General features: G+C 41.9%; 21 protein-coding genes and 5 pseudogenes. 17 read left to right on the top strand and 9 right to left on the bottom strand.

The genetic code is table 11. The features are described 5' to 3' along the window. Positions 1-170: 170 nt before the first annotated feature. Positions 171-1,070 carry an RluA family pseudouridine synthase gene (locus ACVBDQ_RS15245; protein WP_011230069.1) on the bottom strand — a complete coding sequence of 300 codons (900 nt, stop codon included), beginning with the start codon at positions 1,068-1,070 and terminating at the stop codon, positions 171-173. Positions 1,071-1,208: 138 nt separating this feature from the next. Here ACVBDQ_RS15245 and ACVBDQ_RS15240 point away from each other — a divergent pair, with 138 nt between their 5' ends. Next, positions 1,209-1,607 carry a YhcU family protein gene (locus ACVBDQ_RS15240; protein WP_014194938.1) on the top strand — a complete coding sequence of 133 codons (399 nt, stop codon included), beginning with the start codon at positions 1,209-1,211 and terminating at the stop codon, positions 1,605-1,607. Positions 1,608-1,764: 157 nt separating this feature from the next. Here the strand turns inward: ACVBDQ_RS15240 and ACVBDQ_RS15235 are convergent. The 3 genes and pseudogenes from ACVBDQ_RS15235 to ACVBDQ_RS15225 form a co-directional block, all read right to left on the bottom strand. Next, a pseudogene (locus ACVBDQ_RS15235) lies at positions 1,765-1,929 on the bottom strand (zinc ribbon domain-containing protein); the annotation flags it as partial. A gap of 3 nt (positions 1,930-1,932) precedes the next feature. Then, positions 1,933-2,406 (bottom strand): thioredoxin family protein, encoded by a 474-nt coding sequence (locus ACVBDQ_RS15230; protein ID WP_011230071.1) that lies wholly within the window; start codon positions 2,404-2,406, stop codon positions 1,933-1,935. Beyond that, positions 2,403-2,840, bottom strand: coding sequence for a disulfide formation protein C (locus tag ACVBDQ_RS15225; RefSeq protein ID WP_014194940.1), 438 nt, complete (start codon positions 2,838-2,840; stop codon positions 2,403-2,405). Before ACVBDQ_RS15225 ends, ACVBDQ_RS15230 begins: the two co-directional genes overlap by 4 nt. Positions 2,841-3,013: 173 nt before the next feature. Here ACVBDQ_RS15225 and ACVBDQ_RS15220 point away from each other — a divergent pair, with 173 nt between their 5' ends. Beyond that, positions 3,014-3,460 (top strand): CBS domain-containing protein, encoded by a 447-nt coding sequence (locus ACVBDQ_RS15220; protein ID WP_011230073.1) that lies wholly within the window; start codon positions 3,014-3,016, stop codon positions 3,458-3,460. A gap of 116 nt (positions 3,461-3,576) precedes the next feature. Beyond that, the gene (locus ACVBDQ_RS15215) at positions 3,577-5,334 is read left to right on the top strand and encodes a phospho-sugar mutase (RefSeq protein ID WP_011230074.1); all 1,758 of its coding nucleotides are present in this window, start codon (positions 3,577-3,579) and stop codon (positions 5,332-5,334) included. Positions 5,335-5,381: 47 nt separating this feature from the next. Here ACVBDQ_RS15215 and ACVBDQ_RS15210 read toward each other — a convergent pair whose 3' ends face one another. Then, complete coding sequence (locus tag ACVBDQ_RS15210) at positions 5,382-5,639, bottom strand: YhdB family protein (RefSeq protein ID WP_013146280.1); 258 nt, start codon at positions 5,637-5,639, stop codon at positions 5,382-5,384. Between the two features lie 180 nt (positions 5,640-5,819). Between ACVBDQ_RS15210 and ACVBDQ_RS15205 the strand changes: the two genes are divergently transcribed. Further along, positions 5,820-6,068 carry a hypothetical protein gene (locus ACVBDQ_RS15205; protein WP_025039331.1) on the top strand — a complete coding sequence of 83 codons (249 nt, stop codon included), beginning with the start codon at positions 5,820-5,822 and terminating at the stop codon, positions 6,066-6,068. A 29-nt stretch (positions 6,069-6,097) separates the two neighbouring features. Here ACVBDQ_RS15205 and ACVBDQ_RS15200 read toward each other — a convergent pair whose 3' ends face one another. Next, a complete protein-coding gene (locus tag ACVBDQ_RS15200) occupies positions 6,098-6,703 on the bottom strand; it encodes a DedA family protein (RefSeq protein WP_011230077.1) in 606 nt (201 codons plus the stop codon). Positions 6,704-6,864: 161 nt separating this feature from the next. On the opposite strand from ACVBDQ_RS15200, the pseudogene ACVBDQ_RS15195 reads away from it, so the two are divergent. The 5 genes and pseudogenes from ACVBDQ_RS15195 to ACVBDQ_RS15175 all read left to right on the top strand — a co-directional run. Beyond that, positions 6,865-7,671, top strand: a pseudogene (locus ACVBDQ_RS15195) (SpoVR family protein); the annotation flags it as partial. 280 nt (positions 7,672-7,951) lie between these two features. Then, complete coding sequence (locus ACVBDQ_RS15190) at positions 7,952-9,820, top strand: RNA-binding domain-containing protein (protein ID WP_434407115.1); 1,869 nt, start codon at positions 7,952-7,954, stop codon at positions 9,818-9,820. A 314-nt stretch (positions 9,821-10,134) separates the two neighbouring features. Next, positions 10,135-10,554 (top strand): annotated as a pseudogene (locus ACVBDQ_RS15185) (transposase); the annotation flags it as partial. A gap of 317 nt (positions 10,555-10,871) precedes the next feature. After that, the gene (locus tag ACVBDQ_RS15180; protein ID WP_011230081.1) at positions 10,872-11,345 is read left to right on the top strand and encodes a PCYCGC domain-containing protein; all 474 of its coding nucleotides are present in this window, start codon (positions 10,872-10,874) and stop codon (positions 11,343-11,345) included. Between the two features lie 136 nt (positions 11,346-11,481). Beyond that, the gene (locus ACVBDQ_RS15175) at positions 11,482-12,204 is read left to right on the top strand and encodes a ZIP family metal transporter (protein WP_446663298.1); all 723 of its coding nucleotides are present in this window, start codon (positions 11,482-11,484) and stop codon (positions 12,202-12,204) included. 163 nt (positions 12,205-12,367) lie between these two features. Here the strand turns inward: ACVBDQ_RS15175 and ACVBDQ_RS15170 are convergent, their stop codons facing one another. Continuing rightward, entirely contained in the window at positions 12,368-13,732 is a 1,365-nt protein-coding gene (locus tag ACVBDQ_RS15170; RefSeq protein WP_020279754.1) for an MATE family efflux transporter, read from the bottom strand. Between the two features lie 12 nt (positions 13,733-13,744). Then, positions 13,745-14,050, bottom strand: a complete 306-nt coding sequence (locus tag ACVBDQ_RS15165; protein ID WP_020754474.1) for a metal-sensing transcriptional repressor — start codon at positions 14,048-14,050, stop codon at positions 13,745-13,747. Positions 14,051-14,470: 420 nt separating this feature from the next. Here ACVBDQ_RS15165 and ACVBDQ_RS15160 point away from each other — a divergent pair, with 420 nt between their 5' ends. Beyond that, positions 14,471-14,596, top strand: coding sequence for a hypothetical protein (locus ACVBDQ_RS15160; RefSeq protein ID WP_020279753.1), 126 nt, complete (start codon positions 14,471-14,473; stop codon positions 14,594-14,596). Positions 14,597-14,619: 23 nt separating this feature from the next. On the opposite strand, the pseudogene ACVBDQ_RS15155 reads toward ACVBDQ_RS15160, so the two are convergent. Continuing rightward, positions 14,620-15,515, bottom strand: a pseudogene (locus ACVBDQ_RS15155) (cation diffusion facilitator family transporter). Positions 15,516-15,660: 145 nt separating this feature from the next. On the opposite strand from ACVBDQ_RS15155, the gene ACVBDQ_RS15150 reads away from it, so the two are divergent. From ACVBDQ_RS15150 to ACVBDQ_RS15120, 7 genes and pseudogenes are all read left to right on the top strand, one after another. Beyond that, complete coding sequence (locus ACVBDQ_RS15150; RefSeq protein WP_181556554.1) at positions 15,661-15,969, top strand: ArsR/SmtB family transcription factor; 309 nt, start codon at positions 15,661-15,663, stop codon at positions 15,967-15,969. Positions 15,970-15,983: 14 nt separating this feature from the next. Continuing rightward, complete coding sequence (locus tag ACVBDQ_RS15145) at positions 15,984-16,931, top strand: cation diffusion facilitator family transporter (protein WP_434407110.1); 948 nt, start codon at positions 15,984-15,986, stop codon at positions 16,929-16,931. A 25-nt stretch (positions 16,932-16,956) separates the two neighbouring features. Next, positions 16,957-18,003, top strand: coding sequence for a flavin-containing monooxygenase (locus ACVBDQ_RS15140; RefSeq protein WP_011230086.1), 1,047 nt, complete (start codon positions 16,957-16,959; stop codon positions 18,001-18,003). Positions 18,004-18,328: 325 nt separating this feature from the next. Further along, positions 18,329-19,680 (top strand): annotated as a pseudogene (locus ACVBDQ_RS15135) (Nramp family divalent metal transporter). Between the two features lie 223 nt (positions 19,681-19,903). Further along, positions 19,904-20,272 carry an ArsR/SmtB family transcription factor gene (locus ACVBDQ_RS15130; protein ID WP_011230088.1) on the top strand — a complete coding sequence of 123 codons (369 nt, stop codon included), beginning with the start codon at positions 19,904-19,906 and terminating at the stop codon, positions 20,270-20,272. Further along, positions 20,265-22,403 carry a heavy metal translocating P-type ATPase gene (locus tag ACVBDQ_RS15125; RefSeq protein WP_011230089.1) on the top strand — a complete coding sequence of 713 codons (2,139 nt, stop codon included), beginning with the start codon at positions 20,265-20,267 and terminating at the stop codon, positions 22,401-22,403. Before ACVBDQ_RS15130 ends, ACVBDQ_RS15125 begins: the two co-directional genes overlap by 8 nt. 290 nt (positions 22,404-22,693) lie before the next feature. Beyond that, entirely contained in the window at positions 22,694-23,566 is an 873-nt protein-coding gene (locus tag ACVBDQ_RS15120; protein WP_011230090.1) for a DNA-binding protein, read from the top strand. Positions 23,567-24,040 lie beyond the last annotated feature (474 nt).

The following is a 24,040-nucleotide window of genomic DNA, read 5'->3' as shown; positions in this document are numbered from 1 at the left end:
CAAGGGCTGAAGAGTCTTTATCAACGATATGAATCTCTGCGTCAGACTTAATGGAACCGCCGTATACCGAACGGTACGTACGGTGGTGTGAGAGGACGAGGGTTAGTCACCCTCTCCTACTCGATTTCGGCCGAGAAATCCCCTCCTCCATTGAAGGACAGCAGGGTAGATCAATGGTAAATGCGCGAAAGGTCGGTGGGAAAATCGCTTGTTGGCGCGAGACAAATGACCTCTTCGTTTGTAAACGGGTGGCGGAACGTTAGCTTAGCGGCATGAAGCGCATGGCGATGAAACACTGGTTTGCCGCCATAAAGCACATCGCCGACGAGCGGATGGCCGAGATGGGCCAAATGGACGCGGATTTGGTGCGTCCGTCCAGTCTCGAGAGAAAGCTCGACAAGCGATGTTGACGGGAATGTTTTGATGACGCGATAGTGTGTCACCGCTTTTGCCCCCGTCTTCGAGACGCGCCGGCGCGTTGGATGGTGGCGGTCGCGGCCGATTGGCGCGAAAATGGTTCCTGATTTCGGGGACAAACGACCGTGAACAAGGGCGACGTACGTCCGCTTGATGGCACGGTGGGCGAGCATCCGATCGAGCGTCGCACCGGCAAGCGGGTGTTTGGCAAATAAAATCGCTCCCGACGTGTCGCGGTCAAGTCGGTGAATGTGGCGCACTTTTGTTAAAATTGCCTGCGACTGCAAATAAAACGCGACCGCATTGGCGAGCGTGCCGGTTTGCCCCGGTTCGGACGGATGAATGTCGATGCCGGCTTCTTTGTTCAAGACGAGCAGATGGTCGTCCTCCCATAAAATCGAAAGCTCCCGATATTCTGGAACGATGAACGACGGCTCCGGCTCATATGCGTAAAGCTGGAGCCGGTCGCGTTCGTTGAGCACCGTCTTCCAGGGAACAGCCTGGCCGTTCAGTTTGACGCCGTGTTCCATCCGCCAACGGTGGGCGAGCTTTTTCGAGGCGGCCCATACGTCTTTCAGGAGCTGTTCAATCGTCAAACCGCTCCACCAGCTAGGGATGATGCATTCCAGCCAATCGCCTTTTCTTGTCCACAAAGGTTGTCACACTCCCAATTGTTTGTTAGCTATGGAAACACTTTCTACCCCTATCCTTGCGCGAGATATGGTACACTCATAGTATCGTCTTAGTGATGGAAAACGCAAGCATTGCGGCGAGAAAAGGTGGTATGGACGTTGAAAATGATGTATGCAGCGACTCCGGAACAAGAGCATTACATGCAGTATTTGCTCAACTACTTTTATACCGATGTGTTCCCGTATTACTTCGATGATGAACAAATCCGTCAATTTGAGGAATGGGGCATTCTTTCGCTGGACCACGAACATGTTGCATATAATGGAACGATGAAAGAGGCTTTCCAAATCATTTCAGCGTTGCAATCGCTCATTACCGTCATCGAACATATCGGAGAGCATGGGGATTTGGAACAGTATGAATGGCTGTTTGTTCGCAATCAAAAGATTTTGGCCCGCCATGGCATTGCCTTTCCTTTTCATGCCAAGCAGTTCACTTGCAGGCGGCTTTGGCCGTGCAGCGTGTATGCGCCTCCGGCGAGCCAATGGGTGATTTGACAATCCGCACGCCTAAAGGTGTGGGATTCTTGGGTCGTTAACACCCTCATCCATTTCTGGTTCGGACAACGCCCAAGTTCGGGGGTGTGTCATCACCCCGTCCCATCGGGTTAGGATGTACCCCAATGGGCGGCGCACCTGCGACCGGTGCGCTAGGTTAGGCGGCGAAGCCCGAAATCGCTTTGGCGATGTTGATCGCGCCATTCAAGTCGGCGTGGAGGGTGTATCCGCACTTTTGGCATCGGAAGCGGATGCCGTTTCGGTTCGCTTTCTCTCGATGCCCGCATCGGCATGTTTGACTTGTGTAGGTCGGATTCACCCATCTTCACTTGTCACTGTGCAATGAGGAAAACCAGTTTCGGAACGTTTGTTCGTCATGATACCCTTCGATGCGTTTGATTTCTTTGCCGTTTTCGTAATGGACGATCGTCGGGGTGGCTTCAATATGGTACGCATCCCACCCGTCTTCGAATTCAAGCAAGTTGAACAGCTTTAAATCGATGCCAAGCTCCTTTGCGAGCGGCACGACGATCGGCGTTGTCCGCTGGCAGTGAGGGCATGTCGGGCTGTAAAAGTAAACGGTGAGCGTCTTGCCGTCAGCCAGCTGCTGTTTCAACTCCGCGGGCAAAATAATGTTGCGGTAGTTCGGGTCGTCAAGTTGGGCGATGGTGGCTGGGTTGAGCTCACTTTTATGGTAAGGATTGTTGCTTGCGGCTTCTTTTTGTTCGTACATCGTAATAAACGCGATCGCAGCGAACAGGACGACAATGATGCCGCCAAATGCGAGCAGTTTTTTCAACGTTCGCTCTCCTTTCTTTGCTGGCGCATGACGGTCCAACTTAACAACATAATGATCATAAAGGCAGTGAACGCCAAAAATGGAATGGTGATAAATCCAAGCCAGTTTATATATTGCCCTGTGCACGGAATGCGGCCGCAGCTGATGGCGTATTCTTGAAGCAGCGGAATTTTTTGCAATCCATAATGATACAGAGAAATACCCCCGCCAATCAATGACAGTGTGAAGCTATAGCGAGCTGCCGCAGCGTCTTTGCGCACAATGGCGATTCCTAAAATCACGACTTGCGGGTACATAAAAATGCGTTGAAACCAGCACAGGTCGCACGGAATGTACCCAAGCACCTCCGAAAAATAAAGGCTTCCGAGCGTGGCGATGAGCGCGGTCGCCCATGCGGCCAAAAGCAAGTTCTCCGCACGTTTTTCTCGTTCCATGTTCTCTCCTTCTTCCCATCATGTTCCCGATCTTGCCTCCGTTAGCTCCATTATAAGGGATGGAAAACGGCACGTCCATTCATAACCGGCAAAGGGCAGGAAAGAAAACAACATTTTCTATCTATATCGCTCGACAAACGAGCCATACTAATCGGTGAAAGGGGAGGATCACATTGACGAACAACAGCGGAAACAAAGTGCAGGACATTATGACGAAAAACGTCGCAACGATTTCGCCGAACCAAACGGTGCAAGAAGCAGCGCAAATCATGAGCCAAAAAAATATTGGGGCGCTTCCGGTTGTGGAAAACGGGCAAGTCAAAGGGATGATTACGGACCGCGATATTACGTTGCGTGTTTCGTCCCAAGGAAAAGACCCGTCGACCGTCAAAGTAGCGGAGGTCATGACGAACCAAGTCGTCACCGGTACGCCGAATATGAGCGTACAGGAAGCCGCGAATGTCATGGCCCAACATCAAGTTCGCCGTTTGCCGATCGTGGAAAACAACCAGCTTCAAGGCATTGTTGCGCTAGGCGATATTGCGACGAACAGCGCATCAAACGAAGCGGCTGAACAGGCGTTGACGAACATTTCGGAGCCGTCGCAGCCGCAAGGGTAATGGGGGAAAAAGGATGCCCACATTTTTTCCAGGGCATCCTTTTTCTTTTGGCAGGTATATTGTATGATGGGAGCGAATACATAAACAGGGAAAATGAAAATCAAGGGGGAACAGCGATGGAGTGGAGACAAAAATACGAACAATGGCTGCGTGAGCCGCAGCTCGATCCGGAATTGAAGCGGTTGTTGGAACAACGCCGCAATGATGAACGATGGCTGGAGGATTGCTTTTACAAAAATCTCGAATTCGGCACCGGCGGCATGCGCGGCGAGATTGGCCCGGGGACGAACCGAATGAACATGTATACGGTGCGAAAAGCGTCGGAAGGATTGGCGCGATACATACAATCGTTTGGGGATGAGGCGAAGCAACGCGGGGTCGTCATTGCCTATGACTCCCGGCATAAGTCGCCGGAATTTGCGATGGAGGCGGCGAAAACGTTGGCTACGAACGGCATTCAAACATACGTGTTTGATGAATTGCGTCCAACGCCGGAACTGTCGTTTGCTGTTCGCTATTTGCGGGCGTTTGCCGGCATTGTCATCACCGCTAGCCATAATCCGCCCGAATATAACGGCTATAAAGTGTATGGAGAGGACGGGGGACAGCTGCCGCCTGCTGTCGCCGACCAAGTGATCCGCTATGTCAATGAAGTCGAAAATGAGCTCGCCATTCATGTGGAAGATGAGGAAACGTTAAGAGAAAAAGGCCTTATTCGCATCATCGGAAGCGAAGTCGATGATGCTTATATCCATGCGGTCAAAACGATTTCCATCCATCCGGAGCTCGCTCGGGAAGCGGCGATCAATATCGTGTTTACGCCGCTTCACGGCACGTCAAACAAACCGGTGCGCCGCGCGCTCGCTGAGCTCGGCTACCAAAACGTCTTTGTCGTCAAAGAGCAGGAGCTGCCGGATCCGAATTTCTCGACGGTCGCCTCGCCCAATCCGGAAGAACACGCGGCCTTCGCTATGGCGATGGAGTTGGGCAAGCAAGTGAACGCCGATCTGTTGATCGCCACCGACCCGGACGCCGACCGGATGGGCGTGGCGGTTACAAATGACAAGGGAAACTATGTCGTGCTGACCGGCAATCAAACCGGCGGCTTGTTGCTCCACTATTTGCTGTCGCAACGAAAAGCTCAAGGCACTCTGCCGGAAAATGGTGTTGTCTTAAAAACGATCGTGACGTCTGAATTTGGTCGGGCGATCGCCCAATCGTTTGGTCTTGAGACGGTCGATACGTTGACCGGTTTCAAATTCATCGGCGAAAAAATGAAGGAATACGAACAAACAGGGCAATATGCGTTCCAGTTCGGATATGAGGAAAGCTATGGGTATCTGATCGGCGATTTTGTCCGCGACAAAGATGCCGTGCAGGCGGCTGTCCTCGCGGCGGAAGTGTGCGCATTTTATAAAAAGCAAGGGCTATCGTTGTATGAGGCGCTCTTGCAATTGTTTGACCAGTACGGCTATTATCGCGAGGGACAACGATCGCTCACGCTGAAAGGCAAAGAAGGAGCAGAGGCGATTGCCGCGATTTTAGCGTCGTTCCGCCAACAGCCGCCGGTGGAGGCCGCGGGGAAAAAGGTGACGGTGATTGAGGATTACAAAACGAAAGAGCGGACGAACACGTTGACCGGCGAAAAAACGGCCATTGATTTGCCGACATCCAATGTGCTCAAGTATATCTTGGAGGATGGCTCGTGGTTTTGTCTGCGTCCATCAGGGACGGAGCCGAAAATGAAGGCGTACTTCGGCGTCAAAGGGACGTCGCTGGAGGACAGCGAAGAAAGACTAGCCCGCTTAACAGAAGCCGTCATGCAGCGCGTAAAGGATGTGCTCAGCACCGTTTCTCCTTCTTATGCGCAATGATCAGCACAATCTGCGGGGAATTGGCATCGGCCAATTCCCCGTTCGTTTTACGAGTAAAACTGTGCGTACTGCTCGACTCCCATTTTTTGTTCGCTCACTTCAAGCGCATGGTCAATATAGCGAAGCAAGGCGTGCAACCGCTCCTGGATGACGGAGTAGTCATGTTCAAAATTATAAGCGTGGAGAAACTTTTCAATTTTTTTTGACAGAATATCATCAGGCGTACGCACCATTAAAATGAGCAAATTGTCCCATTCGGAGCGATGCGTGTAATAGAGCGCCTTATCATAGTCGACGGTGTTCAAGCGGCATGCCTCCTTTATCAAGAAGGAGTCATTGTTAGTGTATGACGGTGGGGCGTTTTGTTGCCCTGTAAATGTTGCGACAGAAGGCAAAATATAAATTATAACCGAAATGAAAACGAAAAAGGAAAAATAAATGTTGCAATTTTGTGACAAGGGTAGTATCCTCAAAATAAGGGGATGATGAGAATGAACAAACGGCACGAAGGGCAAGAAATGATCAACATGTGCAAATGGATGGCGTCAGTGGGATTGATTGTCGGAGTCGTACTGTTTTTGCTTAGTTTTATCGCAAGCGCTTACAACAAAGACTATTTCTTGACGATCATCAGTCTCGGCATTATCGGGGCCTCGATGTTTATGTTCGGATTCGGCCTGTTTATGGGATTGCTGACAGAAACGTACCATCGCGGCCCGCGCGAGAACGTATAGCGCGCATAGAGAATGAAAAACACCGGAGATTACCCCGGTGTTTTTCGCTTTTGCTGGATGTACCAATAGAAGATGGCGAAACCAAGAGCGACCAAAAAGACTGGAAATAAGAATGGACGGTAGGCATGGATGTACTGCTTGACGGCCATCCAGCGGCTTTCAAAATAGGCGCCGATCGTCAAAAAGACAGCGACCCACACCATCGCCCCGCTGTAGGCGAACAAGGCAAACTTTCTCCAACGGTAGGCGTTCATGCCGGCCCAAAAGGCGGCGAGATGCCGAACGCCGGGGATGAAATAGCAAATGAACAATACCGCTGGGCCGAGCTTCGAAAAAAGCGCTTTCGTTTGCTCGAGCCGTTTTTCTGTAAGATGGAGCTTGGGACCGAATTTATGCAAAAACGGCAGCCCGAGCGTAATCCCGAGCATATAGCTGAGCGAGATGCCAATGATGGCTCCAAGCCAGCAGGAAAGAAAAGCGAGCGGATACGAAAACGCCCCCGTTGAAACGCGGTAACCGGCATATGTCAACAGCAGCTCGTCGGGGATCGGCAGCCCAACAATGCCGAGCATCAGCGCAACCATAATGCCGATGTAGCCGAAGTGTTCGATAAGATAATGCAAATAGTGCTGCAAATGACCACCACGCTTTGCCGCGATTTCTTGTATATGACCATTATAAGCCAACGGTCCACAAATGAAAATGGGGCGCTGCGCGTTCATGCCAAACGATGGAACGTATCAAAACGCCGTTTCCCTCATACATTGTGATAAGAGGAAAAAGAGGGGGGAGATGGATGCGGCAGGACGAGCTGAAAGAGTTGGAACGGGCGATTGCGGAAATTACGGAAATCGCAGAAGGATTTGGGCTTGATTTTTACCCGATGCGCTATGAGATTTGCCCGGCGGACATTCTTTATACGTTTGGCGCTTACGGGATGCCGACGCGATTTTCCCACTGGAGCTTTGGGAAACAGTTTTACAAAATGAAGCTTCATTATGATTTAGGGTTAAGCAAAATTTACGAGCTCGTCATCAATTCGGACCCTTGCTACGCGTTTTTGCTCGATACGAATACGCTCATCCAAAATAAGCTGATCGTCGCCCATGTGTTGGCCCACAGCGACTTTTTCAAAAACAACGTCCGCTTCAGCAACACGAAGCGCGATATGGTCGAGAGCATGGCGGCGACAGCAGAGCGGATCAAACATTATGAGCACCAATACGGAAAATGGGAAGTGGAAAAGTTTCTGGATGCCGTCTTAGCCATTCAGGAGCATATCGATCCGTCGCTGTTGCGGCCAAAGTTGTCATGGACGTGGGAAGATACGGAAGTGTACGAAGAGGAGGAGTCTCCGAAAACATCGACGCCGTACGACGATTTATGGTCGCTTGACGAGCGAAACAAACTGAAAACGCCGCCGCGAAAAAAACGGCGCAAGTTTCCGCCGCAACCGGAAAAAGATGTGCTATTGTTCATCGAAGAATACAGCCGCGAACTGGAGGATTGGCAACGCGACATTTTAACGATGATGCGCGAGGAAATGCTTTATTTTTGGCCGCAGCTGGAGACGAAAATCATGAACGAAGGATGGGCTTCGTTTTGCAAAGGAGCTTAAATATGTAAATGAGAAATCACTTGTATACGAAAGTGATTTTTTTATTTTAAATATTGCACATTTGATTAATGGTTTGCTGCATGGTTCGATAATGTTTAGTGATCATGCTAAAATAACATTTGTAATACATTTTGTCCTGGTGAACCATAAATTTCTTTGACAAATGGAAAATTGTATAATTTGTTGAATGTTAAAAGGATTGTTTCTTTTCGTTGTCAAATAATTTGTAGTAAATATTAGAAATTTAAAGGGGATATATGGCGGAATGGATGCGAAGGATTTGTTGCGTATTATAGACGATGGAGAAAATGCCGAATTGGAATGTAAAGCAGCCAAAGGTGGTCTGCCGAAAGATGTTTGGGAAACGTATTCTGCTTTTGCGAATACAAATGGCGGTATTATTTTGCTTGGGGTCGAGCAAAAAGGACAAGAGTTTTTCCCAGTCGATGTTGATGCAAAAAAGTTAGTCAAAGACTTTTGGGATGGAATTAATAATCCACAAAGGATTAGTAAAAATATCTTAGTGGATCGAAATGTAGAAATTATTGAAGTTGATGGGAAAGAAATCGTGAAAATTTATGTTCCAAGAGCTTCACGTGAGGACAAGCCAATTTATATTGGTCATAATCCTTTTACAGGTACATATCGCCGCAATTATGAAGGAGACTATAAATGTACAAAAGAAGAAGTACAGCGAATGATAGCGGACCAATCTCCAATTCCTCAAGACAGCAAAGTTCTTCCCAATTACGGTTTAAATGATTTGAATATGGAATCGGTGAGAAGTTATCGAAATCGCTTTTCTTCTTTGAAACCAGATCATCCTTGGAATGGTTTAGAACTGAAGGAATTTTTATATAAAATTGGAGCTTTGGGAAGGCTACGCGAAACCAACGAGGAAGGGCTAACATTAGCCGGGTTGCTCATGTTTGGGGAAGAGCGCAGCATTACAGAGTATTTACCGCAGTATTTCTTAGAATATCGGGAAAAGAGTTCGGATGTGCCGGGGGAGAGATGGACAGATCGGATTATTTCTTCCGACGGTACTTGGTCGGGGAATTTGTATGATTTTTATTTTAAAGTGATCCGCAGACTAACGGATGATTTAAACATTCCTTTTCAAATGGAGGGGCTTTTTCGCAAGGATGATACAAGGGTGCACGCTGCTCTTCGTGAGGCTTTAGTCAATACGTTGGCTCATGCCGATTACTACGGGCAACGCGGAATTGTTGTCGAAAAGGAAAAGATGTTATTTCGATTTTCCAACCCGGGTGTTCTTCGGATTCCTTTGCAACAAGCACTGAAAGGTGGAATAAGTGATCCGAGAAATCCAACGATTTTTAAAATGTTTATGTTAATTGGGCTCGGTGAACGGGCAGGGTCGGGGATTGAGAATATTCATTTGGCGTGGAAAGAACAACATTGGACTGCCCCGGAATTAATTGAAGAATTTCAGCCGGATCGCACGATTCTTACGTTGCGAACAACTTCATTATTACCACAGGAAAGCGTCGATTTTCTAAAAGCAGTTCTTGGGAAACATTATAAGTTTTTAACCAATGATGAAGTATTAATTTTAGTGACGGCACATCAAGAAAATTATGTGACTAATACGAGATTGCAAAGCCTGACAGATAAAAAGAGTGATGAAATAAGCAAATTATTATCCGGACTGGTGGAAAAAGGATATTTAGAACCAAATGGACAAGGAAGAGGTACAAAATATACGCTAACGGAAATGTTTCATCAAAAGTCTATAGGGAACTCCAGATATAATCGGATAAGCTCCGGACCTAATGTTAATAACTCCGGACCTAACGCTGCTAACTCCGGACCTAACGAAAACGAACAAACAAAAGATCATGAAAAAGTGCTATTGGATATTTCTGAATTAGCAAGGAAGAAAAAGAGATTACATCCTTCCGAAATGGATGAGATCATTTTAAATCTTTGTGCAATTAAGCCGTTAACGCTCAAAGAATTAAGTCAATTACTGAATAGGCAGATGGATCCTCTTCGCAAAAAGTACATTTCACGATTGCTTAGGGAAGGAAAGTTAGAACTGCTATATCCGGAGCAAGTAAATCATCCGAAACAAGCATATATGACACGATCTCTTTTTAACCAGCATTAGGATACTGGATTCCTAATGCTGGTTTATTGTTATTAGACAAATTTCTCGATGATGTATAAAAGTTTGTGTAAAACATTTTGCTAGAACAAAAGAAAAAAGGTAGGGTATTCTCTGATTGGACCAAAAATCTTAGAGAAAGGAGAACCCTACCTATGTCTAAAAGAAGTATACCGAATGTCGACTGGGCAAATCAACTGGAAAGTGTTATTCGTCAATTTGTGAAAGAAAAATTAGAGCTGATTATGCGGGAAGAAATCAAACATTTCCTCGAAATCGAACAGGCTCGAACACCGAATAGGAGAAACGGCTGCTATCTCCGTTGTGTTCGGAAAAAAGATCAATTCGAAATGGCGGAGGACCTGAAACTCATTTATCGTTCTCCGAATAAAGAAATCGCATTGGAGATGTTTCAACAGTTTCAATCCAAATGGTCTCACAAATACCCAAGGGAAGTCCAATCGTGGGCAAATGAGTTGGATGTCCTTCTCACCTTTATGGACTATCCGAGCAGTATTCGAAGTGTGATTTATACAACCAATGCCATTGAACGAACGATCAAAGAGATTCGGAAACGTCTAAAGCCGATGAACAGTTTGAGCAGTTTAGAAGCCGCGGAAAAAGTCGTGTATTTGACCATCCAAGATTTTAATGAGAAATGGGCAGGGCGAAAGTTAAGAGGATTTGCCGAAGCACAGGAAGCCCTCGAGCGAATGTTTGAAGAACGTTACAATTAACCAAATAATGTAAATATCAAACCAATACGATAAGGGGATTCTCCCTTTCTGCGCAATAGACTGAATATTCAGTCCCTCGTGTGGAGGAAACTAGTCCCCTATCCATTCCAAATCCATTTCAGAGATACCCTATCTATCTTGCATTACACAAAATTCTTGACGGTACCTATTATAACTGATCATATTATAGTTGACTAATATAATATGTTGATTTAGCTTTATAAATTGACAATATTTTGAACAATTTATTATTACGCTGAATATGTCCACCCCTTATGATATATTAGTCATGTCTAATGTTATAAGAGGTGACAAGGATGAAATATAAGGGAATGATTGTTTTACTTCTGCTCACTTTGATCATTTCGGCTTGCAGTTCCAATAAAGAACAATCACATCAAGAGCATTCTTCCAATGGGGATTTGCAAGAAAAAACTGCTTCTGCTGACGTTTTACCGACCTTTTTGAAAGGTCAAAGTGAAGAGGTCCGCTTGGTATATCAAGCTGCTGGCAAATCAATAGAGTTGTTACAATGGATTCCTTGTTATTGCGGTTGTGCCGAGAGTGCGGGACATAAAAGTAGTATGAATTGCTTTGTCAAAAAAATCAATAAAGATGGTTCTGTTGTCTGGGATGACCACGGTACTCGTTGTGGTGTTTGCTTACAAATCGCAGCGGAATCCATTAAAATGAAACAAGAAGGTAAGTCTATAAAGGAAATTCGCCATTACATTGATGAAAAGTACAAAGAAGGTTACGCAAAACCAACTAAAACTCCAATGCCTTTATAATAAACAAACCTCACTTTTCCGAAAACGAAGGCTTTACAATCCTCCCACGGTGGAGGATTTTTTGTTTTCTTAAGGCATATTTTATAAGTTTGGCAGATATAAAAGTAAAGACAACTTAGTACAAGGGGGATGATGGATGAACTCACTTTGGCTTTTAGGGTTTTCTGCTTCTGCTATTGGAATGTTATCTGGTGGAGCGATTGCTTGGTTGTTTAAAGGCTGGCAAAAAGGAATGCCAACCATTTTTTCAGTATGTAGTGGTATGATATTTGGACTGGTCACAATGGAAATTTTGCCTGAAAGCATAGAAATTGGAGGTTGGTTTATTGCTATTGTCGGATTGATTTTTGGTTATTTTATATACAAGCATCTAGAAAAGGTTTCTCATCATGTGATCATTATTACAAATGACGCTAAAAAAGACTTATTCGTACATTCTGGTCTATTTTTAACATTCAGTATTGCCCTACACAATTTTCCAACAGGCATCGCACTTGGAGCAAATACTCACGATTCATTGACTAAACCAATGATGACTGCGATCATGCTTCACAATATTCCAGAAGGTATTGCTGTTTTTACTCCCTTGCTGATGGCTGGGTTTGGAATTCTCAGCATCATACTTGGGGCAACCATAGCCTCCGCCCCCGTAGGAGTTGGAGCCTTCATAGGAAGCAATTATGGAATGGGGGTCCCTTGGCTAGTAGCAATGATTATCGCGTTGGCGATGGGGGTCATGCTTTCCGTGACGGGAAAAGAGATTTTCGGAACAGCTTTACGCACATCTACAAAAATATACTGCGTTATCATAGCTATAATCGGTTTTGTATTGGTTTCATTTTACTTATTTTTTCTGTAGGCTCTGTTAAAAGCATGGTTGTTTTCCATGGAAAGACGAATGAACTCCCATCATCTGTGGTGAAGCTCGCTCTAAGGATGACTAACTGGCAATAATGTTCCATTATAGGTATAGTTTTTTTGGGGTAAAGATTTTCGATAGAACCTTTCCCCCATTTATTTGATTAGTGCTGATATTCTCCTTGATTAGATAGATAAAACATTCGCTTTTTAAACATAAAGAACAAAAAGATGGCACGAACAAATAAATCTATAGCTATCGATAACCAAACACCAACTATACCCATTCCTAATTGAATTCCCAATATATAAACACCTACAACACGAATGATCCACATTCCTATAGCTGTACTGTACATTGGACTTTTGGTATCTCCTGCCCCCTGTAAAGCACCTGCTAAAACTAAGCCAACAGCCAACGCTGGTTGAGCAAATGCATCAATTCTTAATGCCGTAGTCACCATATCGATTGCGTTTTTATCTGTGGTAAACCAAGCTGCGAACCAAGGTGAAAAGAAAAACAATATAATTCCGACGAAGGACATAAACCCTACGGCAATTCCTGTGGTTAGCATTCCGTATTTATAAGCTTCTTTTTCAAGTTTAGCCCCAATGCTTTGCCCTACCAATGTCGTAGCAGCTACAGCTAAGCCATAACCCGGCATATAAGAAAAGGTTTCAATATTTCCTGCAATTGTATGAGCGGCATAGGTTTCGGTACCGATTCGGACAATCAATCCAAAATAGAGTACCTGACCCAAACGCATAATAAGCCTTTCTGCTGCTGCCGGTCCAGATAACTTTAAAATTGGAGAAGTAAATGATTTACTTGACGTACCGCCAAAAATCGAGAAAGAAACTTTGGACTTTTTAATGTAATAATAAAGAGCGATTGCACCTAGAATACGAACAATTACCGTTGCCCAAGCTGCACCGGCAACCCCAAACCCATTAAACCCTAGTCCGAATATGAGGATGTAATCTAATGCAATATGAATAAAATTAATCCACCAACTAACTTTCATTGGTGTTTTTGTATCCCCAGCAGCTCTTAAAATACTTCCAAAAATAAACATAAGGGAAATGAAAATGGATGGTCCCGCAACAATACGAAAATAAACGGTTCCATCAGCCAAAACATTGGGTTCCGCACCCATTATTCGAAGTAGTGGTTCAGCAAACAATAAAGTAATAATACCCAATAATAAGCCTGCTATAGAAGAAATCCAAGTTGATTGTTTTGCTACAGCCTTTGCCTTTTCAAAATCCCCGGCTCCTATATAACGAGCAACAAGCGAGGACGTACCTACTCCGATTGCCATAAAAACCGCGATATATACAGCTAAGACAGCATTAGCCACACCAACTGCGGTGACTTCATTTAATCCGAGTTTAGAAACAAAAAGAGTATCGACAAAACCAACCACAGTTTGGAGAATATTTTCAATCATGGCTGGAACAGCCAAGGAAATGATCATGGAAATCTTTTGTTTGGTTGTTTGCTCCTGAATAATGCGTTCTGAAAGCATATCAATCACTTCCTAACGTATGAAATTATCTAAAGCTTTTTTTAAATCGTTTAATACTTGATCTTCATTGCCTTGGTGTACGGCATCAACAAGACAACTTTCCATATGGTCTGCAAAGATCACTTTTGCCGTGCTATCCAAAGCTTTTCTAACTGCTGCAATTTGCAAAAGAATATCTGGACAATCACGCCCTTCAGCAGCCATTTCCTTAATAGCTCTAACGTGTCCTTCGATTCTTGCTAATCGGTTAATAACTTGTTTTCGGTATTTATGTTCATGATTGTGTCGATGACTATGTTCACGATTTTTTTCACTCATACTAATCCCTCCTTAAATAATAATATCCCCCCATGGGGGATATGTCATTATAAAAAATCCCACCTAAAAAAGATGAATCTTTACATCATGAAGTCACCTATTGCACTAACGGGAATCGATAGTTCAAGATGGAAAAGAAAAAAGACCGACATAAAATAACGGGTTCAGTTAAGAGGTGGAAAGATTAAAATGACAAGCAAATTGGCGTTCAAACTTAAAACAGTTTTGGAACGTCTTTTTTCTTGTCATATCACAAGACATCGCTAAAAATATGAAAGCGGATGTGACACAACTAAAATGTGGGGATGATATGGTATACAGAACGTAACAAGGAGGATGCTAAAAATGAAACCCAAAACGAACAATAAAAAGCGGTCATTTTGAATCGATCGATAAACTGCATTCATACGGAGGTTTCTAATGAACAGGGATAAAGACAAGAAAGAAACAGAAAAAAAAGAGGAACAAATACAACAAACAAGTAATGAGGATAACGTCATACGGGAACTTGAAGAAGAATTTACAAAAGATGTGCTGATATTTTAAAGGACAGCTCACTGCTGTCCTTTTTATACCCTTAAATCGGCATGTTGCAAGTCCGATTTTTCCACTTGAATGGTCGTATGCAAGATGTGAAATTCTTCTTCAATCCGTTGGATAGACTGTTTCAAAATGTCCTGACTATCCTTGGTATCATCGATGAGCAAATGGCAACTGAGCGAATCCAACCCAGAGGTGATTGTCCAGACGTGTAAATCGTGAACATCTTTTACCCCCTCAATGGACTGAAGCGTTTGCTTTACTTTCTCCATATCAATGGTAATCGGCGTTCCTTCCATCAGGATGTGGAAGGAGCTGCTTACTACACCCCAAGCGCTTTTTAGGATTAATAGCGACACGACAACACTGATGATGGGGTCAGCCACATACCAGCCGAAGAAGTACATTACAATCCCTGCTACGATTGCCCCAACTGCACCTAATGCATCAGAAATAATATGCAAATAGGCACTTCGTACATTTACATTTTCTTTTGTATCACTTTTTTTTGTCAAAATAAATGCGCTGGTGATTTTTCCAACAACCCAATGGTAGCAATGAGCATCATTGTACCACTTGCTACTGTTGAAGGTTCAAAAAAACGTTTATAAGCTTCGTAAGAAATAAATCCTGCAATGACGAATAAGAGAAGTCCATTCAACAGAGCTGCTAGTATTTCAAATCGGTAAAAACCGTATGTTTTTCGTGGAGAAGGTGGTCTTGCGGTGAACCACATAGCGACTAAACTTAAAGCTAGAGAGCCAATATCGCTTAACATATGCCCTGCGTCTGATAGTAATGCTAGACTATTCGTAAACAGTTCACCAAAGAACTCCAAAACCGTTATTCCCGAAATAATAAGAAGAGCGATCATTAATCCCTTTTTTGTATCTGGTACGTGAAAATGATTATGATTGTCTCCCATATCATCAGCCCCTCCCATTCATTAAGAGCTAAATCACCCATTTTCATTAAAAAATTTCCTAAACTTGACAAAAAAATGAATTTAAAATATTATAATACATATGAACATATGCTCATATATAATGAATAAAGTGAGGGACATCATAATGAAGATGGAAGACCATTCTTTCTTAAAATCTGAAACAATTGAAAATGTATCGCGAATATTTAAGGTATTAGCCGATCCAACACGAATCAAAATTCTTTATTTGTTATCGCAAGAAGAGTGCAATGTAAATCACATTGCAGAAGTGTTGGAAATGTCTCAATCAGCCGTCTCCCACCAACTTAGTATATTGCGAAATCTGAGATTGGTTAAGTATCGCCGCGAAGGAAAAACACTGTTTTACTCCTGCGATGACGAACATGTTATTTCATTATTAAAACAAGCCATTGACCATGCTGAACATCATTAAGGAGGCGTTTTATCATGCATCATCATCACCACCATCATTCTCACGACCACCATGGTCATCACCATCACCACGGACACCATCACGATCACGGCAGAGAAGGTAATAAAAAAGGGCTTACGATTGCACTTCTCATTACCGCTGGAATTATGTTGTTAGAGTTTTTCGGAGGTTTAATCACAAATAGCTTAGCCCTTCTTTCTGACTCTGGTCATATGCTTAGTGATGCCAGTTCACTTGTTCTTAGTTTAGTTGCTATTTGGTTTGCCACCAAACCAGCTTCCCCAAATAAAACGTATGGCTTTTATCGTTTTGAAATCTTAGCCGCTTTGTTTAATGGAGTTACCTTGTTTGTTATCGCTGGGGTTATCGTATGGGAAGCTATTCAGCGTTTTTACAACCCACCAACCGTAGCTAGCGGCTCTATGATGCTAATTGCGTCCATTGGTCTTTTTGCCAATCTTTTAAGTGCTTGGGCGTTAGTGAGAAAAGGGGATGTGAAAAATAATGTCAATCTTCGTAGCGCCTATCTTCACGTTATCGGTGACGCTTTGGGTTCTGTAGGTGCTATCATCGCTGGGCTTGCCATGTGGCTCTTGGATTGGTATGTGGCAGATCCCATTATTTCAATTTTGGTTGCTTTATTAATTTTGAAAGGTGCTTGGGGAGTTATCAAACATACGGTTCACATTTTGATGGAAGGAACGCCCATTACCATTGACCAAAATGAAGTGAAAAAAGCCTTAGAAAGTATTGAAGGAGTGATTAACGTTCACGACCTTCATATTTGGACAATTACTTCAGGGTTAGACTCATTAAGTTGCCATATTTTGATTGAAGATCATCAAGACAGCCAAAAGGTTTTACAAGAAGCGATCCATTTTATTGAGGACCACTTTAAAATTCAGCATGCAACCATTCAAATTGAAACCTCTCAAATCCATCACGGGGAAATGAAAGTTTAATCCTTTTCAGAAGAGAGGTGATAAAATGCAACACATCGTTGATGTTCTGGTTATCGGTGCTAGTCAGGCAGGACTAGCGATGGGATATTATCTGAAACAAAATAATATATTGTTTGCCATTGTTGGCAAGGAAAATCGAATCGGAGATGTTTGGAGAAACCGATATGATTCCTTAGTTCTTTTTACTCCTCGCTGGTTCAGTTCTTTGCCAGGAATGGCTTTAAAGGGTGACCCGAACGGATATCCAACCAAGGATGAAATTGCCGATTATTTAGAGGATTATGCTCAAAAATTTGAATTACCTATTCATCTGAACACAGAAGTCATTTCCCTTCAAAAAGAAGATGAGATTTTTAAAGTTACAACCAATAATGGTAATTATGTGGCAGAGAAAGTGGTTGTAGCAACGGGTCCTTTCCAAAAGCCATACATTCCACCATTTGCAGAAAGCTTATCCGATAAAGTGTATCAAGTGCATACATCCCGTTATTTGAATCCATCTCAATTACAAGAAGGCTCTGTTTTGGTAGTCGGTGCGGGAAATTCAGGGGCACAAATTGCTGTTGAATTGTCCGAAGACAGAGAAGTTTATTTATCTGTAGGTCATAAAATGAAGTTCTTTCCACTTGAAATAATGGGTAAAAGTATTTTCTGGTGGTTTAAAAAATTAGGTTTATTAAATGTCCATATCAACAGCTCGTTAGGTCAGTTTATCAGTAAGCAAAGTGACCCTATTTTCGGTAAAGAACTGAAACATTTAATACAAGAAGGCAAAATTAAAATTAAACCCAGAACAGAAAGTATTTTAGGAGATGTTATTTCTTTTGCAGATAACAGTCAAATTCAAGTTCAAAATGTCATTTGGGCAACTGGATTTTATTCTGATTACAGTTGGATTCAAATTCCGAATGTTTTAGACCATAGAGGAAAGCCCATTCACCAAAGAGGGGTAACTTCTGTGAAAGGATTGTACTTCTTGGGATTGCCGTGGCAGTATCGAAGGGGATCTGCTCTTATTGGAGGAGTGGGTGCCGATGCAGAGTATTTGATAAATGATATTTTAAACCATTGAAGGTGCTTGCAATGTTGTGGTTAGAACTTTTTATAGCCCTTCTAAGCTTAGCGTAAGTGGGAGAGTATTCATTCAAACATAAGCTTCAAATATCATTAAATGGTTTGAACAAGGTCAGTACCTTGTTCAATATTTTAGCGATCTTAAACTAACAAACGATAAAAGTTTCCATTGACTAAAAAAGTTTCTGATGTACAATTTATTTAGGCAACATTTTCTTTGCTCTTACATATATCTAATTCTAAGTTGTAGGAGCAAATTTTTTTACCCCAAAAGTTTCCTTAATGCAAAATATTTAGCGAAAACCAATCATGAGGTGATCATCATGAGTGAAAATATAAAAAAACTGCCGTTAGTCGTTGAGGAAGGTTGGAGAAAGAAACGGACACAACCAACATTGCCCGAAGTATATAGAAGTTTGCGTATACCAAAAACGGGTTCTTGGATGAAAAAGTTTCTTGCGTTTGCTGGACCAGGATACTTAGTTGCCGTGGGGTATATGGACCCGGGAAACTGGGCGACTGATATCGCAGGAGGTTCCCAGTTCGGATACACGTTGCTTTCCGTTATTTTGCTTTCCAATTTAATGGCAATATTGCTTCAAGCATTGGCTGGCAAGTTGGGAATTGTAACGGGAAGGGATTTAGCCAAGCTTGTCGCGACCATTACAGCAAGCCTGTAGCAATGATCTTATGGGTTTTATGCGAGTTGGCAATCGCAGCTTGTGATCTAGCCGAAGTGATCGGTTCGGCAATCGCTTTGAAATTGTTGTTTGGCATTCCGTTAATATATGGAGTGATTATTACAGCTCTGGATGTACTGGTCGTATTGCTATTACAGAATAAAGGGTTTCGTTATATTGAAACGTTGGTAATTGTTTTAATTCTAACCATTGGTGCTTGCTTTGTGACTGAAATCTTTCTTTCTAAGCCAGATGTAGGTGGCATATTGAAGGGATTTGTTCCAAGCCCAGAGATTATTAACAATCCATCCATGCTCTATATTGCAATCGGTATTTTAGGTGCAACCGTAATGCCTCATAATCTTTATCTGCATTCTTCCATTGTGCAGACACGTCAATACGAACAAACCAGCTCGGGTAAACGACAAGCGATCAAATATGCCACTTGGGATTCAACCATTGCACTCTTTTTCGCTTTATTTATTAATGCATCTATCCTTATTGTTTCTGCTGCTACATTCCATAAAGCAGGAATGAAAGATGTTGCGGAGATTGAAGATGCTTATCACTTGCTTGCTCCACTGCTTGGAACAACACTTGGAAGTATTTTATTTGGAGTTGCTTTGTTGGCTTCTGGTCAAAACTCCACATTAACAGGAACCTTAGCTGGTCAAATTGTGATGGAAGGTTTTCTAAACATTCGCCTTCCTGCTTGGTTAAGAAGGCTGATCACTCGATTGATTGCCATTGTCCCAGCCGTTGTTGTAACTGCTCTTTATGGCGAAAGCGGAACGGCTCAATTACTTATTTTGAGCCAAGTTATTCTTTCTTTACAGCTCTCTTTCGCGGTAGTGCCTCTCGTTCAATTCACTAGCGATAAAAAGAAAATGGGCGAGTTCGCAAATCCATTATGGTTGAAAGTTCTTGCTTGGATGGTAGCGATGGTGATTATCAGCTTAAACGCATATTTATTGTTCCAAACATTCTTTGGTTAAGAAATAGTAAACCTCATTATCTTTTTGCGGATAATGAGGTTTATTGTTTTTAGCTAATAGAATTTTTTGATGTAGCTAATTAAATGAAATGCCTGGTAAATATTAGGTTGATTTTTTACATCCAATTCTTTTTTGTTTTTCATTCAAATAAATGTTTGAATAATAAAAGAAATGAGGTATAATATATTCAAACGGAAATTTGAATATGAAAGGGGGATAATGAATGAGTAAGAAAGATACATGTGAAATTTATTGTTATGACGAAGAAAAAGTCAATCGAATACAAGGGGAATTGCAAAAAGAAGATATATCCAGTGTTGTCCTGTTGTTTAAAGCACTGGCAGATGAAAATAGGGCAAAAATTGCCTATTCACTTTGCCAAGATGAAGAGTTATGTGTATGTGATATTGCCAATATCATTGGGGCTTCTGTTGCAACCACTTCCCATCATTTACGGACTCTTTATAAACAAGGGATTGTAAAGTATCGAAAAGAAGGAAAGCTAGCATTTTATTCGCTGGATGATGACCATATTAAGCAGTTAATCATGATTGCGTTAGCACATGATAAAGAGGTGAAAGTCCGTGTCTGAACAACAAGCAAAATTATCTAAATCAGAAGCGAAAACCTACCGTGTTCAAGGATTTACTTGTGCAAACTGTGCGGCAAAGTTTGAAAATAATGTAAAATCATTGCCAGGTGTTCAAGATGCTAAAGTAAACTTTGGAGCATCTAAAATTACCGTTTGGGGTACAACAACCATCGAAGAATTAGAAAAAGCAGGAGCTTTTGAAAACTTAAAGGTTCGGGAAGATAAAGAAAAAGCAGTCAAGCGTGAACCTTTTTGGAAGCAAAAAGAGAACATTAAAGTGTATATTTCCGCCGTTTTGCTTGTGATCAGTTGGTTTTTAGGGAAGCAATACGGAGAAGAGCATATCTTTGCGACAATTGGATATGCTGCAGCAATTTTAATCGGTGGATATTCGTTATTTATAAAAGGTTTCAAAAACCTAGTTCGATTGAATTTTGATATGAATACGCTGATGACAGTGGCGATTTTAGGAGCTGCAGCGATTGGTGAATGGGGAGAAGGTGCAACGGTTGTTATTCTATTCGCCATTAGCGAAGCCTTAGAGCGTTATTCCATGGATAAAGCTCGTCAATCCATTGAATCGTTGATGGATATTGCTCCAAAAGAAGCATTAATTCGTCGCGGAAATGAAGAAATGATGGTCCCTGTTGACGATATTCAAGTCGGAGATATTATGATCGTAAAGCCTGGTCAGAAATTAGCGATGGATGGAATCGTCATCAAGGGTACATCTACGCTAAATCAGGCTGCCATTACGGGAGAAAGTGTTCCAGTAACCAAAACAGTCGGTGATGAAGTCTTTGCAGGAACATTGAATGAAGAAGGGTTATTGGAAGTAAAAGTTACAAAACGAGTGGAAGATACAACTCTTTCGAAAATCATCCATTTAGTGGAAGAAGCTCAAGCAGAACGAGCACCTTCTCAAGCGTTTGTAGATCGTTTTGCCAAATACTATACACCAGCCATTATCATTTTTGCTCTTTTACTAGCCGTTATTCCTCCATTATTTATGGGTGCTGATTGGAGCGAATGGATTTATCGAGGTCTAGCTGTATTAGTGGTTGGTTGTCCGTGTGCGTTGGTTATTTCCACGCCTGTTTCGATTGTAACTGCCATTGGAAATGCAGCGAAAAACGGTGTGTTAATTAAAGGTGGTATTTATTTAGAGGAAGCAGGAAACTTAAAAGTGATTGCTTTTGATAAAACAGGAACATTAACAAAAGGTATTCCTTCCGTCACCGATGTAGTCACTTATAATGGCAATGAAAATGAACTAATGACCATTACAGCAGCCATTGAAAAAGGCTCACAACATCCACTTGCTTCCGCCATTATAAGAAAAGCAGAAGAAGATGGATTGAATTTTAATGATGTATCGGTTGAAGAATTCCAATCCATTACAGGTAAAGGGGTCAAAGCCAAAGTAAATAACGCAATGTATTATGTCGGAAGTCCAGGTCTTTTTGAAGAACTTCTTCCAAATGGCATCCAATCAGAAATAAAAGAACAAATTACAACCCTTCAAATACAAGGGAAAACGGTCATGGCATTAGGAACGGAAAAAGAAATTCTGGCGTTAATTGCCGTGGCAGACGAAATAAGAGAATCATCCAAAGAGGTTATTCGAAAACTTCATCAAGTCGGTATTGAAAAAACGGTGATGCTGACGGGAGATAACCAAAGAACAGCCGAAGCCATCGGAAAACAAGTCGGTGTTTCCGATATTAAAGCCGATTTACTTCCAGAAGATAAACTGAATTTCATCAAAGAGCTTCGCGACAAGTATCGAAGTGTTGCGATGGTTGGAGATGGTGTGAACGATGCACCAGCTCTTGCAGCTTCAACCGTTGGTGTGGCAATGGGTGGTGCTGGAACCGATACAGCCCTTGAAACAGCCGATATTGCTTTAATGTCTGATGATTTAAGTAAATTGCCATATACGATTAAATTGAGCCGCAAGGCTTTAGCAATTATTAAGCAAAACATTACCTTCTCTTTGGGCATTAAGGTGCTGGCGTTATTGTTAATTGTACCTGGTTGGTTAACGTTATGGTTAGCGATATTTGCGGATATGGGAGCAACATTAATCGTAACATTAAACAGCATGCGATTGCTAAATGTGAAAGAATAATGCAATAGTTGAAGAAGACACACAAAAAGACCGAATTTATTTCGGTCTTTTTGTGTGGTTTAAAAATCAACATTGAAATTTAACAAAGCCCTGATTAAAAACAGTCAAAACTAACAAAACAAATGACCTAAATTTTAGAGATCTTAATTAATTAAATGGGATTTTAATAAAAATGCTTGGCGCTTAAAGCCAAGCATTTCTTATTTTCCTAAAATTACTTAGGTAATGTCATAGGTATAACATTACCAACATATTTTTATTTTAAATAATTTTGAGCGGGGGAGAAGGAGATGGAAGTATATAATGTTCACCAAGCACTAAAAATACTTCAGGAATATTACATTACTGACTCAATTCAAATGGTTACTCGTTGGATCAGAGAAGGAAAGATTAAAGCAGAACGTTCGGCAAATCGAAAGGAGGGTTGGCGAATTTATCACGATGATTTATTCGAGTTTATTGAAGAACAGAGACCAGGTTTGCCTGAAGTAATGGGAGTTTATGAATGGTATGTAGAAAACTCTTTTTCAATGTTGGCGAATGACCATCGTGAAAAGCATAATAAATTGGATTCTGAAGAAGTTAAAGGTGATAGCACTCACTCGGAAGAATTAATGAAACAGCTCATGGAGGAGAAGAATCAATTAGAAAATCAACTCATTAATATGCAGGATGAGTTGAACTTGGTTTACGAGCAAATCACTGAATTAACGGTTAAAGTTCAAAAACTGGAAGAAGAAAATGCTTTTTTAATCGGTTTATATGAGCAAATGGATGAGATGTATCAAGAATTAGAAAAGAAAAATCAACAAGAAAGTAGTAATGAAACACCAAAAACAATGGAACGCAAATTAAAGAAAGAGATGTCTATTGAAGATTTTAAAATGATTTTCGAAAAAGTGATCAAGGGATACAAAAGTGAAACAATAAACTACATACAGCAAGAAAATAAACTAATCAACGAAATATATACGTTGTTTTTCAATGAAGATGGAGAGTTAAAAAACGAGGTTATTGATGATGGAGAATATATTTGTCCATTGACTAAGAAGAAGTATAAAAAAAATTTAAGATCCATGCTTAAAAACGCGATCCGAACCAAATTAGAACAAATCCTGAATTCAGTTGACGAAACAGTGTTAGCTAACGACTCGAGTCGTTAGTCTTTTTTACTTATCAAATAAATAAGGATTTGAAATGGAGTTAACAAACGAACCGAAACAAATAAAAGAAATTTATGACGAGGAGGAGAATCTCTCGTTCTGAAGAATAACAACAAATGGAGACGAGATAAGGCAAGTTTACTTCCGACTTTCACATTTTCGTTTGAATTGTAAAGATTATGTTAAAATCGTTTTTTTCTCTTGTTTTATATAAGTATGTAATTATATGCTTATTAAAGGGAGGAGTAAGTATGGTTATACTACCATATCCATGTCGTGGATATGAAAGATGTAACATTATTTATTTAGTGTGAGATAAACAAAATTGCAAATAAAGACATTTAGGAGAGTCAGTCAAGACTTTGTGGAGAACATTTTTTCGGTTCACTACGGGTGTTGTCAATCACTAGTTAGCGAACCATTTTCAGGAATTGATATCGTAAGCGCTTTCGGACTCTCATCCCTCATCTTGAG

It is taken from the genome of Geobacillus sp. CCR, assembly GCF_052906625.1.
The sequence above is the reverse complement of the archived record's forward strand: the minus strand, read 5'-3'. Positions and strand labels throughout refer to the sequence as shown.

Bases quoted from the DNA above. Each gene is read 5' to 3' on its own strand.
- ACVBDQ_RS15225 (WP_014194940.1), bottom strand. From the start codon at position 2,840: ATGGAACGAGAAAAACGTGCGGAGAACTTGCTTTTGGCCGCATGGGCG.
- ACVBDQ_RS15215 (WP_011230074.1), top strand. From the start codon at position 3,577: ATGGAGTGGAGACAAAAATACGAACAATGGCTGCGTGAGCCGCAGCTC.
- ACVBDQ_RS15205 (WP_025039331.1), top strand. From the start codon at position 5,820: ATGAGAATGAACAAACGGCACGAAGGGCAAGAAATGATCAACATGTGC.
- ACVBDQ_RS15190 (WP_434407115.1), top strand. From the start codon at position 7,952: ATGGATGCGAAGGATTTGTTGCGTATTATAGACGATGGAGAAAATGCC.
- ACVBDQ_RS15180 (WP_011230081.1), top strand. From the start codon at position 10,872: ATGAAATATAAGGGAATGATTGTTTTACTTCTGCTCACTTTGATCATT.
- ACVBDQ_RS15175 (WP_446663298.1), top strand. From the start codon at position 11,482: ATGAACTCACTTTGGCTTTTAGGGTTTTCTGCTTCTGCTATTGGAATG.
- ACVBDQ_RS15170 (WP_020279754.1), bottom strand. From the start codon at position 13,732: ATGCTTTCAGAACGCATTATTCAGGAGCAAACAACCAAACAAAAGATT.
- ACVBDQ_RS15165 (WP_020754474.1), bottom strand. From the start codon at position 14,050: ATGAGTGAAAAAAATCGTGAACATAGTCATCGACACAATCATGAACAT.
- ACVBDQ_RS15160 (WP_020279753.1), top strand. From the start codon at position 14,471: ATGAACAGGGATAAAGACAAGAAAGAAACAGAAAAAAAAGAGGAACAA.
- ACVBDQ_RS15150 (WP_181556554.1), top strand. From the start codon at position 15,661: ATGAAGATGGAAGACCATTCTTTCTTAAAATCTGAAACAATTGAAAAT.
- ACVBDQ_RS15145 (WP_434407110.1), top strand. From the start codon at position 15,984: ATGCATCATCATCACCACCATCATTCTCACGACCACCATGGTCATCAC.
- ACVBDQ_RS15140 (WP_011230086.1), top strand. From the start codon at position 16,957: ATGCAACACATCGTTGATGTTCTGGTTATCGGTGCTAGTCAGGCAGGA.
- ACVBDQ_RS15130 (WP_011230088.1), top strand. From the start codon at position 19,904: ATGAGTAAGAAAGATACATGTGAAATTTATTGTTATGACGAAGAAAAA.
- ACVBDQ_RS15120 (WP_011230090.1), top strand. From the start codon at position 22,694: ATGGAAGTATATAATGTTCACCAAGCACTAAAAATACTTCAGGAATAT.